Source organism: Bacillus sp. NPDC094077, from assembly GCF_050279465.1.
In the GTDB taxonomy this organism is placed as follows: domain Bacteria; phylum Bacillota; class Bacilli; order Bacillales; family Bacillaceae_G; genus Bacillus_A.
Window position 1 is genome coordinate 225,274 of the sequence record NZ_JBNNUF010000005.1, and the last position, 14,340, is coordinate 239,613.

Consider the following 14,340-nt stretch of genomic DNA (forward strand, 5'->3'; position numbering starts at 1 on the left):
AGATAAATATATAAAGGGGTGCGAGGAGGATTCTATGGAAAAGATAAATTTATTAGAGCTAACAAAAGACATTAAAGATCAACATAAAAACTTCGTCGTTTCAAATGTAAATAGTCATTGTTTACGAATTGCTGTGTTTACTGGTGAATATGATTGGCACTATCATTCTAATTCGGACGAATTATTCATTGTATTAGAGGGAGAATTACTTATTGATTTTCAGGATGGGGAGACAGCGATTTTAAAACCGAATGATTCAATGTTAATTCCAGCATGTACGATTCATAGAACGAGAGCATTAAAGAGAACGGTAAATCTTTGTTTTGAAAATATAGAGGCTGATACGATTATAGTGGAGCAATTATGAAAAAATTATCTGTAGCCGAGTATAGAAAAATTCTTCCGATTTTAGAAGGAAATATAAGAACAACAACTTTTGCTTATGCGGTATGTGATCAAATGATAGATGGCGAGGTTTTTGCAAACGAGAAGTTAACAGCGGGACTAATTATTACAGCTAACGGTATTTATTATTTGTTTGGTGATACTCATGATCAAAGTTATAACGAAGATTTATTTTCGTATATAAAAACAGCTATTGAAAAAATAGAGAAGCGATTTACACTGTTCGCTTCGAGTAAAGAGTGGGAAATGATGATTGAAGGGCGTTTTAGTAATGCACTTCGGAAAATCCCACGATTGAAATTTCAAAGAGGAACTTTTGAAGAGAGAAAACAAGATTTTAACAAAAATACATATGAGGTTAAGCGTATTGATAGAAGAGATATAGAACGAAGTAATGAATTTACAGAGGTGTATTACAAAGAATATTGGGGATCAACTGAAGTATTTTTAAATAACGGTTTTGGATTTTGTATAGAGCGAGATGGGATAATTATAGCTGAATGCGTCTCAATATTTAGAGGGGATAGTTTTGCTGAAATTGATATTGTGACGCATGAAGCATATCAAGGGAAAGGGTTAGCCCAAGCTGTCGCAACACGTTTCATTGAACATTGTATACAAAATGATATTACACCGTGCTGGGATTGTAATGCAGACAATATTCCTTCGCAAAAATTAGCTAGTAAATTAAGTTTTCATAATCCAATAGAATATAGTTTATTTGCACGTAAAAAAACGGGGGAATAAAAATGAATGTGGAATTAACAAGATTTAAAGTAAAGCAAGGTAAAAGTCATCGTGTAGATGAATGGATGAAACTTCTTAATGACAATATGAAAGAAGTGCTTTTGACATTAAACGACGAAAAAATGTACGTAGAGACAATTTTCCGGGAAATAAGAGATGGAGAAGAGTACTTATATTGGTATTCTGTGCAAGGAGAAGGCGGTACTCTTGTCGAAAATTCTCATCATGAAATTGATAAAAAGCACTTAGCGTTTTGGTATGAATGTATTGATGAGGAAGCACCGTCTGTTGATATGAAAACAGAAGTTGTTATGATTCAAGATGTTGTGAAGGAAGCGATGAAATAATAGAGTAGTATTTTGCAAAAATAAAACCGTCTTCTTTTTTGCTGAAATATATATTATTGGAGATGCTGTAGGATGAGAATTAGTAATAAATATATCACTCTTGATGAAATAGAGATAATAAGAGACCCCTTAAATAAATTGCATGAATATCATAACAGTAAATCAAAATATTTTTCTGGTGATTATCCAAGAATGACATTTGAGGAACGTATTGAAGATTATAAAATAAATTCAAAGTGCGGAGAATATAGAATTGAATTATTGGTTGAATCGGAAACAGACGATATATTAGGATTTAGTATAGCGTATAGCAAAGGAGTAAGCGGGAAGATTGAAGTTTTATTTGTTGATGAAAAATACCGAAGAAACGGATTTGGTTTGAAGTTAATGAATAGTGCAGTGGAATGGTTTAAAGAAAAGAAGATAGATGAAATTGAATTAACAGTAGTGTACGGAAATGAAGCTGTATCATTTTATCGAAAACTGGGTTTTTATCCACGTTCAATTATTATGACGACTAAGTCATAACGATAGTATGGGGAGAGATGAGTGGGAGTTTTGGTTTCAAAAAAATGATTCATATGTTAATAAAGTATATGTGAAGATGTAAGTTAAAGCATAAATTGTCCGGGTTGAACAGTTTATGCTTTATTTCATAAAGAACGTCCTGTTCAAAAAGTAGGGATTTCAAGAACATTTTAGGACAAACTATAATGAGATGAAGAACTTCAAACCAAAAGACTTACCAATATACGGTGTAGTCGTAACAGGAAAAACAGAGGATTTACAAAGTTTACAAGGGTTACCGTATATTAAGGCGGCTGTAAGAGGTGTAACAGTTGAGAAATATTGATTATAAGTAATTAATGTGAATAATCAGAAAATTTATGTTATAATATGGGAAAAGGAGGTTTATATGAGGCAAATACATGGAGCAATTTATATTTACATAACAATGTTTTTCGTGGCGATATCCTATGGATTAGGGCACGTGTATTCGCATCCTATACTAACTTTTTTAAGCGGAGCATGTATGGCGTTTGCGCTTCTTGTCCACCTTTTCTCAGTTTGGATCGTAAAATTTCAATTGAATATTAGTGAAATAGAAGAAGGCACTTTTTAAGGGGCCTTCTTTAATAAAAAGGCAGCAATCACGCTGCCTTTTTTCTTATTTCACAAATTGTAATTCTTTCGGGAACTTCGTTAAAATTTCTGATCCGTCTTTTGTGATGTAAATATCATCTTCAATACGAACACCACCTACGTTTGGTACGTAAATACCTGGCTCGATTGTGAAGACCATACCTTCTTTTAAAGGAGACTCGTTACCTGCTTTTACATCTGGATATTCGTGGACGCTAATTCCAAGTCCGTGACCAAGGCGGTGCGGGAAGAAGTCGCCGTAACCTGCATCTGCGATAACAGAACGAGCAGCATTATCGATTGCACCAAGTGTAACGCCTGGTTTACATGCTTCAACTGCTTGTAGTTGTCCAGCAAGTACAGTGTTGTAAATGCGAGTTTGTTCTTCAGAAATATCACCGAATGCTACTGTACGTGTAATGTCAGAGCAATAACCGTCAATGATTACACCTAAATCAAATAGTACGAAATCGCCGCGTTTCATTTTGTTCGCACCTGGAATACCGTGTGGAAGAGCAGAGTTTGCACCTGCTAATACCATTGTATCAAATGACATTTTATGTATGCCCTTTGTTTTTAATTCGTGTTCAATAATTGCTAATACTTCTAGCTCACTGCGGTTTTCTTTAATTGCATTTACACCAACTTCAACAGCATAGTCTGCCATTTTAGCTGCTTCGCGTAAAATAGAAAGTTCTTTTTCATCTTTAATTAAACGAAGTTCGCGAACTTTCTCTTCAGCTGATTTGAACGCTGCATTTGGGAATAATTTTGTTAATTCTTCATAACGTTCTACGTTTAAATGTTCTTTTTCAATTGCAACTGCATTTGCATGGATACCGCGGTCTTTAATTGCTTTTGCAATCATATCCCATGGTCTGTCAGTATCAGTAAATCCGATAATTTCATGTGCCCAGCCAGCGTTACGTGCTTGGCCTTCTTCCATTTTAGGGCAAATTAAAATAGGCTCTTTTTCTTGGAATACAAACATACCAAGTAGTCTTTCGTGTGGTTCACAGTGGAAGTTTGTCATGTAGAAAACGTTTGGTGTAGAAGTTAAGAACGCAGCTTCTACGTTTTTTTCTTTTAGCCATTGCATTAAATTTTCTAATCTAGCATTCATCGATTGGCACCCCCGAGATATTTAATTACAAATATAACTTTACCTCGGATGAAAGCGTTATGACAAGTAAATAGATGTTAGAAAAGACAGGGAATTGAGAAATCATGTAGAATAAAAAGTGAGAATGTGAATAGGGAGGAATGTAATAATGAAAATATCTTATCATGGACATTCAGTTGTGAAAATTGAGGCAAATGGAAAAGTTATTTTAATTGACCCGTTTCTAACAGGAAATCCGAAAACGGATTTAAAGGCTGAAGATGTAAAAGTAGATGCGATTCTTTTGTCGCATGGACATGGTGATCATGTTGGAGATACAGTAGAGCTTGCGAAGAAAAATAATGCGGTTGTTGTAGCGCCATTTGAACTAGCAACATTTTTAAGCTGGCAAGGTATAAATACACATCCGATGCATATTGGAGGTTCGCATGAATTTGATTTCGGAAAGGTGAAGTTTACACAAGCTTTCCACGGCTCTAGTTATATTGATGAAGAAAATAAGACGATTACATATACAGGTATGCCAGCGGGTATTTTATTTACAGCAGAAGAGAAAACTGTTTACCATGCAGGAGATACTGCTCTATTCTCTGATATGAAGTTAATTGGAGAACTGAATGATATAGATGTAGCATTTTTACCAATTGGTGATAATTTCACAATGGGGCCAGAAGATGCTGTATTAGCAGCAAAATGGATTCATGCGAAAACTGTTGTACCGATGCATTACAATACGTTCCCGGTTATTGAACAAGATCCATATCAATTTGTAGAAAAGTTAAAAAATTGTACAGGGAAAGTATTAGAAGCAGGAGAAAGTATTACACTATAGAAAAGAAACCCTTCATTTGAAAAGACAAGTGAAGGGTTTTTACGTATGCAGTACAGCTTTTAAAGTTTGCGTTTGTTTTGGTGATTCTTTTCTTTTTGGAAGTGGTTGTTCAGGTGTTTCATTCAATTCCATTGCAACTTTTTTTCCATCTACGAAAGCCCAAAATACAGTACTTACAACCTCTAAAAATTTTTTCATCATGTATTCGCTCCTTTGTTTCAGTTCTTGTCTTAATTGTATAGGGAATCGAGTGGACTAACTATCGAACGAGATGACAATAGCATTACATTATTGTAATGGAGCGACTGGTGGAATGTAATGGTCATTTTGTTATAAAAAAAATGGTACAGATATACAAAGAGAGAGTGTAACAGTTTTGAAAATATAGTATACTGAAAATACAACACATGAAGAATTTAGGGAAAAGAAAGTATGGTGAAACCATTTGGCTACCAAACATAATCAAATTTTAGAACATATTAATAGCCTGCCAGTCGGGCATAAAATTTCTGTAAGGCAGATTGCGAAAGATTTGAGTGTAAGCGAAGGGACAGCTTACCGTGCCATTAAAGATGCAGAAAATAAAGGATATGTTAGTACAATTGAACGTGTCGGAACAATTCGAATTGAGCAAAAGAAAAAAGAGAATATTGAAAAACTGACATATGCAGAAGTCGTTAACATTGTTGATGGCCAAGTGCTTGGAGGAAGAGAAGGACTACATAAAACATTAAATAAATTCGTAATCGGGGCTATGAAATTAGAAGCGATGATGCGTTATACAGAAGCTGGTAACTTACTTATCATTGGTAACCGTACGAACGCACATCAATTAGCGCTAGAAGCAGGGGCTGCAGTATTGATTACGGGCGGATTTGATACGGAAGATCATGTGAAGAAATTAGCAGACGAATTAAAATTGCCGATTATTTCAAGTAGCTATGATACATTTACAGTTGCAACGTTAATTAATCGTGCTATTTACGATCAGCTTATTAAGAAAGAGATTGTACTCGTTGAAGATATTTTAACGCCGATCGAAGAGACGTTATATTTAAAGCCAGATGACACAGTGCAACAATGGCATGCGTATAACGAAGAGACAATGCACGGAAGATATCCGATTGTCGATGAAAATAAAAAAGTGCTAGGTATTGTAACTTCAAAAGATATGATCGGTGTAGCGAAAGAAACACCAATTGATAAAGTGATGACAAAGCACCCAATTACAGTGAACGGTAAAATGTCTGTCGCTGCTGCGGCACGTATGATGGTATGGGAAGGCATTGAATTACTTCCTGTTGTTGATGAAGGAAATAAACTGCAAGGTATTATTAGCCGTCAGGATGTACTTCAGGCGCTGCAAATGATTCAGCGTCAACCACAAGTCGGTGAAACGATCGATGATATTGTAACGAATCAATTTATGACGCCGAAAGAAGCGAAAAATGAGCATCTATATCAATTTTCAGTGACGCCGCAGATGACGAATTCAATCGGAACGTTATCGTACGGTGTATTTGCAACGATTGTGACAGAAGCAACGAACCGCGTCATTCGTGCGCAAAAGAAGAGTGACTTAATTGTTGAGAACTTAACAATTTATTTCGTAAAGCCGGTTCAAATTGATAATGTTGTATCGGTTCATCCGAGAGTATTAGAAATCGGCCGTAAATTTGGTAAGGTTGATGTAGAAGTACATCATGAAGGTAATGTTGTTGGAAAAGCATTACTTATGGTGCAGTTAATCGATAAATAAAAAGATGGAACAAACCGCTTTGGTTTGTTCCATTTTTTTTTGAAAGGATAGAATCAACAAATAAATTGCGTATCATTTCATATTTATAGTAGAAATACTAAGAAATTTAAAGGTGTGGAAATGGAGTATCGGTAAGGAGGGGCTGAATGGGAGGAATAATTTTCTTTTTAGTTGTCGTATGTATCATAATTATTCATGTGTTAACGCATAGAAAAATGAATGTAATTAAAAGGAGGTTGTATTTTGTAAGTTTGATTCTTGCTAGTATTGGTGCCTTTATTCCTATATCAGGAGAAAATGAGCCGGATTTTCTTTACTTTGGTGTACCATCTGAAACGTTTGTTTATTATGGTGGTTGGGAATGCTGGTTTAATCCATTGGGGTTTTTCTTTAACTTTATTTTGTTTTATTGGATTTTGAAGTTAGCACTAAAGATATGGAGGAGTTTTAGTGGGAAAGCAAAAAATTAGCAGGATATGTATAAGGATGAGTAGAAAAGTGGTTGTAGTTATGCGGAGAGTCGGTTATATAACAGAAAAGACAGAATATTAATTCATTTAGATTTTAGACTATGTTATAATTGTGTTGTAAGAAAATGGATTCCGGGAAGGTGGTATACAAGATGTCATCAGAAGTACTCTTTTTTGGTAGTATCGCACTATTTTACTTTCTTGTGATGATACCGATTCAATATTTATATTTACAAGGATTAAATGAAAAAAAGAAAAAGACAGGATTATCTCAGCGAGAACTATATGAAAAGATGTCTTTTGAAGAAGAGCAATTACATTTTCATGTGCAAGGAAACCCGTTTAATATACCGTCTGCATTTGTTGCATATATGATTTTGAAAATTAGAGGAAGTAAAAAAGCATCACAATGTTGATGCTTTTTTACGTTGCTTCATAAGCTTCTGCTTCTTTAACTGCTAATGGTAAGAAATGTTTATATTGGCGAAATCCATTAAATGCACTTGCACTACCAAATAGAACGAATAAAACACCAACGATAATACGAGCGGTTGAAAGTTCTAAAAAGAATTGGTTTGCTCCAAAGAATAAGACGAATGAACCGAGTGCCATTGCGGATTTTCCTGAGAGCCAACCTTTTTCCATTGGACGGTTTGTCCGAAAGTATTTTGTTTTGTAGAAGAGGTACAACATAAATGAGACGATAATACAGAAGACTAATACTGGCATAACGCACACTCCCATCGCTTTGTGAAAAATAATAGTGGAGAAGAAAGAAATATCTAAACTTTCTAACTTTTATTATAAAGCAATTGTTCGCATGTATGAAATATTTTCAGTTATAATGTAGGATAAAGTGAAAAGGTTGAATGAATAAAAAGGAGATTATACATATGCATGAGCAAATTTTAGGAGCAATTAAAGAGTTTGATACAATTATTATCCATCGTCATGTGCGTCCGGATCCAGATGCGTTAGGTTCACAGGGCGGTCTTGGCACAATTTTGCAAGAATCGTTTCCAGAGAAAAATATTTATACGGTTGGGTACAATGAGCCTTCTTTATCGTATTTACGAGTAATGGATGATATTGAAGATAGTGTGTACGAAAATGCGCTTGTTATCGTTTGTGATACTGCGAACCAAGAACGTGTTTGTGATCAGCGTTATACAAAAGGGAAGATGTTAATTAAAATTGATCATCATCCGAATGAAGATCCATACGGAGATATTACGTGGGTCGATACGACAGCGAGCTCTACAAGTGAAATGATTTATGAGTTCTACAATTATGGAAAAGATAAAGGATTAAAGATAACAAAAGAAGCAGCTCGCCTTATTTTAGCGGGAATTGTTGGTGATACGGGGCGTTTCTTATTCCCAAATACAACAGCGAAAACACTTCGTTACGTAAGTGAGCTTGTTGACATGGATGTGAAATTCACAGATTTATACAATGAAATGTATAAGACGAAAGAAAAGATCGCTCGTTTAAATGGATATATTTTACAAAACTTCACAATGGTAGAAGAAGGAGCTGCTTACATTAAATTAACGAAAGAAGTATTAGAAGAGTTTGACGTACTTCCTTCTGAAGCATCTGGTGTTGTTGGAGCACTTGGTAATATTGACGGATTAAAGGCGTGGGTTCTATTTTTAGAGGAAGAAGATGTAATTCGTGTTCGCCTTCGTTCAAAAGGACCAGTTATAAATAAATTAGCAATGCAATATAACGGCGGAGGACATCCGATGGCTTCTGGTGCAAAAGCATCTTCTTGGGAAGAAGCGGATCGTCTGTTTGCTGATTTACGTGAGATTTGTAAATAAGATTATATGTTAAAACGAAAAGAAGGAGCGGCGCTAAAGCCCTCCTTCTTTATTTTTCTTTCTCTATAGCGATGCTAATTTCAAGCACAGTATCAAAAGATATCGTATCGACTTTAAAGCGGTATATACGATCGTAATGTTTGTACGTTTTATTTTCGATTGCCTTTTTGAGTAGGTCTTTATTTTTTGCGATACTTTGAATGTTTTTCGTTAAAAGATGCTGGAGGTCATTATGGATAGAAGTGGTCATGTTTTCGAGCGTAAGGTTGTCTAAATCGTATTTTTCACGATTTATAATTTTTATTTTGATCTCTTGAATGGTTAAGAGTCGTTTATTTTCCGTGTTCAATTTCTCTTGATCTTCGAGAAGAACGTGGAGTTTTGCTTCTTGCTTTTCTATAATTTCTTTTTGTTCTGCTATTTTACTAGCTTGTTCTTGTTGAAAAACACCGTATATGTACAAAAAAATAAACCAGCTCAACACGCCTCCAACAGCAGCACCAGCTAAAACTAAGTACCATCTTTTTGCTGTATTGGCACTTGGTACTCTCATACATGTTCCTGCGTCAGCCATTTAATAATAATGAGCCCCGTTTGCATACCACCAGTTGCGAAAAAAATAAGGAGAATTTGTTTTACGATATCTTTCATATCCCCGCCAAAGAAACTTCTTTCAAAGCTATAAAAGGTATCAAATGTCCCGCCGATTGCTGCAACGAGTGCCCAAATTCTTAAATTTTGGGCGAATTGATTAATGTAAGTGAGAGCCGGTTTTCCGATAAGAAATGCACCAAATCCACCAATTAATGAACCACCAAGTATAACCCCAAAGGCAATAAAATAACTAATAATAAGCAGAGAGAAAAAAGTGTGTTCTCTTACATCCATCGTCATTCTCCTTTCTTCTTCATATATATGGACAAAGTATAAGAAGTATGTTTTGATTTCCGCTTTCCTCATCACCTATAATAAAAGTAGTCAAATAGGTAAAGAGAGGGTACAACAGTGAAGTTTGTGCATTTACAATGTCAAACCGTTTTTAGTTTGTTAAAAAGTGCTTGTAAAATTGATGAGCTTGTAGTCAGGGCGAAAGAACTCGGTTTTTCATCGCTGGCTATTACGGATGAAAATGTTATGTATGGCGTTATTCCGTTTTATAAAGCATGTAAGAAACATGGTATACAGCCTATTATCGGCTTAACAGCTTCTATTTTTAGTGAAGAAGAAGAAAGGTCTTATCCCCTTGTATTACTTGCTGAGAATGAAATAGGCTATCAAAATTTATTAAAGATTTCTAGTAGTATTATGACGAAGTCAAAAGAAGGAATTCCGAAGAAATGGCTTGCGCATTATGCGAAAGGATTAATTGCTATTTCACCAGGTAAAGATGGAGAAATTGAACAATTATTATTAGAAGACAAAGAGAGTCAGGCTGAAGAAGTAGCCCGCATGTATCAAAATATGTTCGGCAATTTTTATATGAGTTTGCAGCATCATGCGATTCAAGATGAACTGCTCCTGCAAGAAAAATTACCTGCATTTATTAATAAGGTAAATATTCCAGTCGTTGCAACAAACGATGTACGCTACATCAATCAAAGCGACGCACTTGTTCATGAATGTTTATTATCTGTTGAAAGTGGAACGAAAATGACTGATCCAGATAGGCCGAGGCTGAAAACGGATCAATATTATTTAAAGTCATCGGATGAAATGGAAGCACTATTTTCTCATGCCCCGGAAGCGATTCAAAACACAATGAAAATCGCGGAGCGTTGCCAAGTAGAAATCATGTTCCATGTAAATCAACTACCGAAGTTTCCAGTTCCGTCTAATGAAACAAGTGATATGTACTTGCGTCATATTTGTGAAGATGGTTTGCGGAAACGATATGGTGCGCCGAAAGAAGTGCATATAAAGCGTTTGGATCATGAATTAAATGTTATTTCTCGTATGGGATTTAGTGATTATTTCCTCATCGTATGGGATTTTATGAAGTATGCACATGAAAATCATATTTTAACAGGACCAGGCCGTGGATCAGCAGCTGGCTCACTCGTTTCGTACGTATTAGAAATTACAGATATTGATCCGATTGAATACGACCTATTATTTGAAAGATTTTTAAATCCTGAACGTGTAACGCTTCCAGATATTGATATCGATTTTCCAGATGTAAGACGTGATGAAATGATTCGATATGTGAAAGATAAATATGGTCAGCTCCGTGTTGCACAAATTGTAACGTTTGGTACGCTTGCAGCGAAAGCGGCAATTAGAGACATTGCTCGTGTAATGGGGCTACCGCCAAGAGATATTGATATATTCTCAAAACTTATCCCATCAAAGCTTGGTATAACACTAAAAGATGCCTATGAAGAATCACAATCACTCCGTGAGTTTATTCAAGGGAATCTGTTACATGAACGTGTGTTTGAAATCGCGAAGCGTGTCGAAGGTTTACCGCGTCATACGTCTATTCATGCAGCTGGCGTTATTATGAGTCAAGAACCGCTAACAGGAAGTGTGGCAATCCAAGAAGGGCATAATGATGTTTATGTTACGCAATATCCTGCCGATGCATTAGAAGAACTTGGGTTGTTAAAGATGGACTTTTTAGGATTACGTAATTTAACGTTACTTGAAAATATAATAAAGTTTATCGTGAAAAAAACAGGGAAAGAAATTGATATAAGAAATCTACCTCTTCAAGACGAAAAGACGTTCCAATTGTTAGGGAGAGGGGATACAACAGGGGTATTCCAGCTTGAGTCAGGTGGTATGCGAAATGTACTTCGCGGATTAAAACCAAATGAGTTTGAAGACATCGTCGCTGTCAACTCGTTATACAGACCAGGACCGATGGAACAAATCCCAAGCTTTATTGAATCGAAGCACGGAAAAAGAAAGATTGAATATTTACATCCGGATTTAAAGCCGATTTTAGAAAGAACATATGGTGTAATTGTATACCAAGAACAAATTATGCAAATTGCATCGAAGTTAGCTGGATTTTCGCTCGGAGAAGCGGATCTATTGCGCCGTGCAGTGAGTAAAAAAAATCGTGATATTTTAGATCAGGAACGTAAGCATTTTGTACAAGGCTGTTTGCAAAATGGTTACGGTGAGACATCTGCTGAGAAAATTTACGATTTAATTGTAAGATTTGCAAATTACGGTTTTAACCGAAGTCACGCTGTGGCCTACAGTATGATCGGATATCAGCTTGCCTACTTAAAGGCGAATTATACGCTGGAATTTATGACAGCATTATTATCAAGTGCAATTGGAAATGAAGATAAGATTGTGCAGTATATACGAGAAACAAAGCGGAAAGGCTTTCAAGTTTTACCGCCCTCTCTTCAAAGAAGTGATTACAACTTCCAAATAGAAGGAAATGCAATACGTTACAGTTTACTTTCCATTCGAAATATCGGAATGGCTACAGTGACGGCATTATTAGAAGAACGAGAGAAAAAAATGTTTGAGGATTTATTTGAATTTTGTCTTCGTATGCCAGCAAAGTTTGTAACAGAGCGAAATTTAGAGGCGTTCGTCTGGTCGGGATGTTTTGACGATTTTGGTGTTTCTAGAACGAATTTATGGAAAAGTCTTAAAGGAGCGTTAGAGTACGCCAATCTTGCACGTGATTTAGGAGATGCTGTTCCAAAATCAAAATACGTACAAGGAGAAGAGCTCTCTTTTATTGAACAGTTAAATAAAGAGAAGGAAGCACTTGGCTTTTATTTATCAAGCTATCCGACAGCGCAGTATGTGAAGTTAGGAAAAGAATTAGAAATTCCATCTCTCGCTCAGGCGATGCGACATAAGAAAAAAGTACAAAGGGCTATCGTGTATATAACAAGTGTGAGAGTGATTCGTACGAAAAAGTTGCAAAAGATGGCGTTTATTACATTCTGTGATCAAAATGATGAAATGGAAGCGGTTCTGTTCCCGGAAACGTATATACATTTCTCAGATAAGTTACAAGAAGGAGCAATTGTTTTAGTTGACGGTACGATTGAACTAAGAAATCATAAGCTGCAATGGATTGTAAATGGATTATATCCGTTAGAAGAAATGGGCGTTTACGAAGAAAAGAAAGACGCATCTGTTTACGTGAAATTGCCGTCTCAGTATGAGAAAAAGCTTTTAAATCAGGTTACAAAAATATTGTTTGACTATTCGGGTTTTGCGAAAGTACTAATTTATTATGAAAAGGAACATAAAATGGTACAATTATCTCGAAGTTTATCAATTCATCCAAGTGAAGAATGTTTAGGAGCACTTCGTGAAATTGTCGGTGAAGAAAATGTCGTTGTGAAAATATAATGGACAATTTCCCTACACTTCGATTATTATAGTAGTAGTGTTCGTGGTCAGACCACTTGGAGAAATTGATATCAGCAACAATAATTTGAGGAGAGTGGATAGTTTGTCAACACTTCGTGAAGAAGCACTTCACATGCATAAAGTGCATCAAGGAAAATTAGAAACTGTATCAAAAGTAAAAGTAGAAAATGCAAAAGATTTAAGTCTTGCATATTCTCCAGGGGTTGCAGAGCCTTGTAAAGAAATTTATGACGATAAAAGTAAGGTATATGAATATACAATGAAGGGAAATATGGTAGCAGTTGTGACAGATGGAACGGCTGTGCTTGGTCTTGGTAACATTGGACCTGAAGCATCTCTTCCAGTAATGGAAGGTAAAGCTGTATTATTCAAGAGCTTTGCTGGTGTAGATGCATTCCCAATTGCCTTAAATACAAACGATGTAGATAAAATTGTTGAAACTGTAAAATTAATGGAGCCAACTTTTGGCGGCGTTAACTTAGAAGATATCGCAGCACCAAACTGCTTCATTATTGAAGAACGTTTGAAGAAAGAAACAAATATTCCTATCTTCCATGATGATCAACACGGAACAGCTATCGTAACAGTAGCAGGCCTTGTGAACGCATTGAAATTAGTTGGAAAGAAAATGTCTGATATTAAAGTTGTCGCAAATGGCGCAGGTGCAGCAGGTATTGCAATTATTAAACTTTTATATCGCTATGGTGTACGCGACATTATTATGTGTGACCGTAAAGGCGCGATCTATGATGGTCGTCCTACAGGTATGAATCCGGTGAAAGATGAAGTTGCAAAATATACAAATAAGAATCGTATCGAAGGTTCTTTAGCTGATGTCGTACAAGGTGCGGACGTATTCATTGGTGTATCTGCAGAAGGTGCATTAACAGAAGAGATGGTTCGTACAATGAATGACAATGCAATTATTTTTGCAATGGCGAATCCGGTTCCAGAAATTATGCCAGAATTGGCAAAAGCAGCGGGCGCAGCTGTTGTTGGAACAGGTCGTTCTGACTTCCCGAACCAAGTAAATAATGTACTAGCGTTCCCTGGTATTTTCCGCGGTGCACTTGACGTACATGCGACACAAATTAACGAAGAAATGAAGATGGCAGCTGTACAGGCTATTGCTGAGCTTGTAGCAGAAGATGAGTTAAATGCAGACTATATCATTCCAGCGCCGTTTGACGCGCGTGTAGCGCCTCAAGTAGCGGCTTACGTTGCGAAAGCTGCAATGGAGACAGGAGTAGCTCGCCGTCAAGTAGATCCAAATGAAGTCGCTGAGAAAACAAAACAATTAGCGCTGATTGGTAAAGAATAAGCGAGGAATTTCCA

Annotated in this window: 17 protein-coding genes and 1 pseudogene; 13 read left to right on the forward strand and 5 right to left on the reverse strand. The window is 36.1% G+C overall.

Annotated elements, in window-relative coordinates:
* Nucleotides 1-34: 34 nt before the first annotated feature.
* From ACQKNR_RS15340 to ACQKNR_RS15365, 6 genes and pseudogenes are all read left to right on the forward strand, one after another.
* Complete coding sequence (locus ACQKNR_RS15340; protein ID WP_427318635.1) at nucleotides 35-367, forward strand: cupin domain-containing protein; 333 nt, start codon at nucleotides 35-37, stop codon at nucleotides 365-367.
* A complete protein-coding gene (locus ACQKNR_RS15345; protein ID WP_427318636.1) occupies nucleotides 364-1,152 on the forward strand; it encodes a GNAT family N-acetyltransferase in 789 nt (262 codons plus the stop codon). The genes ACQKNR_RS15340 and ACQKNR_RS15345 overlap by 4 nt, the downstream gene beginning before the upstream one ends.
* A gap of 2 nt (nucleotides 1,153-1,154) precedes the next feature.
* Entirely contained in the window at nucleotides 1,155-1,499 is a 345-nt protein-coding gene (locus tag ACQKNR_RS15350) for a DUF6176 family protein (RefSeq protein WP_427318637.1), read from the forward strand.
* A gap of 72 nt (nucleotides 1,500-1,571) precedes the next feature.
* Nucleotides 1,572-2,027: a GNAT family N-acetyltransferase gene (locus ACQKNR_RS15355; RefSeq protein WP_427318638.1), complete on the forward strand. Its 456-nt coding sequence runs from the start codon at nucleotides 1,572-1,574 to the stop codon at nucleotides 2,025-2,027.
* A 154-nt stretch (nucleotides 2,028-2,181) separates the two neighbouring features.
* Nucleotides 2,182-2,352, forward strand: a pseudogene (locus ACQKNR_RS15360) (anti sigma factor C-terminal domain-containing protein); the annotation flags it as partial.
* Between the two features lie 63 nt (nucleotides 2,353-2,415).
* Nucleotides 2,416-2,622 (forward strand): hypothetical protein, encoded by a 207-nt coding sequence (locus tag ACQKNR_RS15365; RefSeq protein ID WP_001248905.1) that lies wholly within the window; start codon nucleotides 2,416-2,418, stop codon nucleotides 2,620-2,622.
* Between the two features lie 45 nt (nucleotides 2,623-2,667).
* On the opposite strand, the gene pepQ is transcribed toward ACQKNR_RS15365, so the two are convergent.
* Nucleotides 2,668-3,765 (reverse strand): Xaa-Pro dipeptidase, encoded by a 1,098-nt coding sequence (gene pepQ, locus ACQKNR_RS15370; protein WP_427318639.1) that lies wholly within the window; start codon nucleotides 3,763-3,765, stop codon nucleotides 2,668-2,670.
* Between the two features lie 148 nt (nucleotides 3,766-3,913).
* Here pepQ and ACQKNR_RS15375 point away from each other — a divergent pair, with 148 nt between their 5' ends.
* Complete coding sequence (locus ACQKNR_RS15375) at nucleotides 3,914-4,597, forward strand: metal-dependent hydrolase (RefSeq protein WP_427318640.1); 684 nt, start codon at nucleotides 3,914-3,916, stop codon at nucleotides 4,595-4,597.
* A gap of 39 nt (nucleotides 4,598-4,636) precedes the next feature.
* Here ACQKNR_RS15375 and ACQKNR_RS15380 read toward each other — a convergent pair whose 3' ends face one another.
* Entirely contained in the window at nucleotides 4,637-4,798 is a 162-nt protein-coding gene (locus tag ACQKNR_RS15380) for a hypothetical protein (RefSeq protein WP_427318641.1), read from the reverse strand.
* 244 nt (nucleotides 4,799-5,042) lie between these two features.
* On the opposite strand from ACQKNR_RS15380, the gene ACQKNR_RS15385 reads away from it, so the two are divergent.
* From ACQKNR_RS15385 to ACQKNR_RS15395, 3 genes are all read left to right on the forward strand, one after another.
* On the forward strand, nucleotides 5,043-6,356 hold the full coding sequence (locus ACQKNR_RS15385) for a CBS domain-containing protein (RefSeq protein ID WP_193410589.1): 1,314 nt from the start codon (nucleotides 5,043-5,045) through the stop codon (nucleotides 6,354-6,356).
* A gap of 146 nt (nucleotides 6,357-6,502) precedes the next feature.
* Nucleotides 6,503-6,826 carry a hypothetical protein gene (locus ACQKNR_RS15390; RefSeq protein WP_427318642.1) on the forward strand — a complete coding sequence of 108 codons (324 nt, stop codon included), beginning with the start codon at nucleotides 6,503-6,505 and terminating at the stop codon, nucleotides 6,824-6,826.
* Between the two features lie 152 nt (nucleotides 6,827-6,978).
* Nucleotides 6,979-7,242: a DUF3949 domain-containing protein gene (locus ACQKNR_RS15395; protein WP_427318643.1), complete on the forward strand. Its 264-nt coding sequence runs from the start codon at nucleotides 6,979-6,981 to the stop codon at nucleotides 7,240-7,242.
* 7 nt (nucleotides 7,243-7,249) lie between these two features.
* Here ACQKNR_RS15395 and ACQKNR_RS15400 read toward each other — a convergent pair whose 3' ends face one another.
* Nucleotides 7,250-7,555 (reverse strand): YtpI family protein, encoded by a 306-nt coding sequence (locus ACQKNR_RS15400; RefSeq protein ID WP_427318644.1) that lies wholly within the window; start codon nucleotides 7,553-7,555, stop codon nucleotides 7,250-7,252.
* A gap of 164 nt (nucleotides 7,556-7,719) precedes the next feature.
* On the opposite strand from ACQKNR_RS15400, the gene ACQKNR_RS15405 reads away from it, so the two are divergent.
* Complete coding sequence (locus tag ACQKNR_RS15405; protein WP_427318645.1) at nucleotides 7,720-8,652, forward strand: DHH family phosphoesterase; 933 nt, start codon at nucleotides 7,720-7,722, stop codon at nucleotides 8,650-8,652.
* A 49-nt stretch (nucleotides 8,653-8,701) separates the two neighbouring features.
* Here ACQKNR_RS15405 and ytrI read toward each other — a convergent pair whose 3' ends face one another.
* The gene (gene ytrI / locus ACQKNR_RS15410) at nucleotides 8,702-9,205 is read right to left on the reverse strand and encodes a sporulation membrane protein YtrI (RefSeq protein WP_427318646.1); all 504 of its coding nucleotides are present in this window, start codon (nucleotides 9,203-9,205) and stop codon (nucleotides 8,702-8,704) included.
* On the reverse strand, nucleotides 9,202-9,615 hold the full coding sequence (locus tag ACQKNR_RS15415) for a YtrH family sporulation protein (RefSeq protein WP_142328520.1): 414 nt from the start codon (nucleotides 9,613-9,615) through the stop codon (nucleotides 9,202-9,204). The genes ytrI and ACQKNR_RS15415 overlap by 4 nt, the downstream gene beginning before the upstream one ends.
* Nucleotides 9,616-9,657: 42 nt before the next feature.
* On the opposite strand from ACQKNR_RS15415, the gene dnaE reads away from it, so the two are divergent.
* Both dnaE and ACQKNR_RS15425 read left to right on the forward strand, forming a co-directional pair.
* Nucleotides 9,658-12,984 carry a DNA polymerase III subunit alpha gene (gene dnaE / locus ACQKNR_RS15420; RefSeq protein WP_427318647.1) on the forward strand — a complete coding sequence of 1,109 codons (3,327 nt, stop codon included), beginning with the start codon at nucleotides 9,658-9,660 and terminating at the stop codon, nucleotides 12,982-12,984.
* Between the two features lie 133 nt (nucleotides 12,985-13,117).
* Complete coding sequence (locus tag ACQKNR_RS15425; protein WP_427318750.1) at nucleotides 13,118-14,326, forward strand: NAD(P)-dependent malic enzyme; 1,209 nt, start codon at nucleotides 13,118-13,120, stop codon at nucleotides 14,324-14,326.
* Nucleotides 14,327-14,340: the final 14 nt, after the last annotated feature.

Bases quoted from the DNA above. Each gene is read 5' to 3' on its own strand.
- ACQKNR_RS15340 (WP_427318635.1), top strand. From the start codon at position 35: ATGGAAAAGATAAATTTATTAGAGCTAACAAAAGACATTAAAGATCAA.
- ACQKNR_RS15345 (WP_427318636.1), top strand. From the start codon at position 364: ATGAAAAAATTATCTGTAGCCGAGTATAGAAAAATTCTTCCGATTTTA.
- ACQKNR_RS15350 (WP_427318637.1), top strand. From the start codon at position 1,155: ATGAATGTGGAATTAACAAGATTTAAAGTAAAGCAAGGTAAAAGTCAT.
- ACQKNR_RS15355 (WP_427318638.1), top strand. From the start codon at position 1,572: ATGAGAATTAGTAATAAATATATCACTCTTGATGAAATAGAGATAATA.
- ACQKNR_RS15365 (WP_001248905.1), top strand. From the start codon at position 2,416: ATGAGGCAAATACATGGAGCAATTTATATTTACATAACAATGTTTTTC.
- pepQ (WP_427318639.1), bottom strand. From the start codon at position 3,765: ATGAATGCTAGATTAGAAAATTTAATGCAATGGCTAAAAGAAAAAAAC.
- ACQKNR_RS15375 (WP_427318640.1), top strand. From the start codon at position 3,914: ATGAAAATATCTTATCATGGACATTCAGTTGTGAAAATTGAGGCAAAT.
- ACQKNR_RS15380 (WP_427318641.1), bottom strand. From the start codon at position 4,798: ATGATGAAAAAATTTTTAGAGGTTGTAAGTACTGTATTTTGGGCTTTC.
- ACQKNR_RS15390 (WP_427318642.1), top strand. From the start codon at position 6,503: ATGGGAGGAATAATTTTCTTTTTAGTTGTCGTATGTATCATAATTATT.
- ACQKNR_RS15395 (WP_427318643.1), top strand. From the start codon at position 6,979: ATGTCATCAGAAGTACTCTTTTTTGGTAGTATCGCACTATTTTACTTT.
- ACQKNR_RS15400 (WP_427318644.1), bottom strand. From the start codon at position 7,555: ATGCCAGTATTAGTCTTCTGTATTATCGTCTCATTTATGTTGTACCTC.
- ACQKNR_RS15405 (WP_427318645.1), top strand. From the start codon at position 7,720: ATGCATGAGCAAATTTTAGGAGCAATTAAAGAGTTTGATACAATTATT.
- ytrI (WP_427318646.1), bottom strand. From the start codon at position 9,205: ATGAGAGTACCAAGTGCCAATACAGCAAAAAGATGGTACTTAGTTTTA.
- ACQKNR_RS15425 (WP_427318750.1), top strand. From the start codon at position 13,118: ATGCATAAAGTGCATCAAGGAAAATTAGAAACTGTATCAAAAGTAAAA.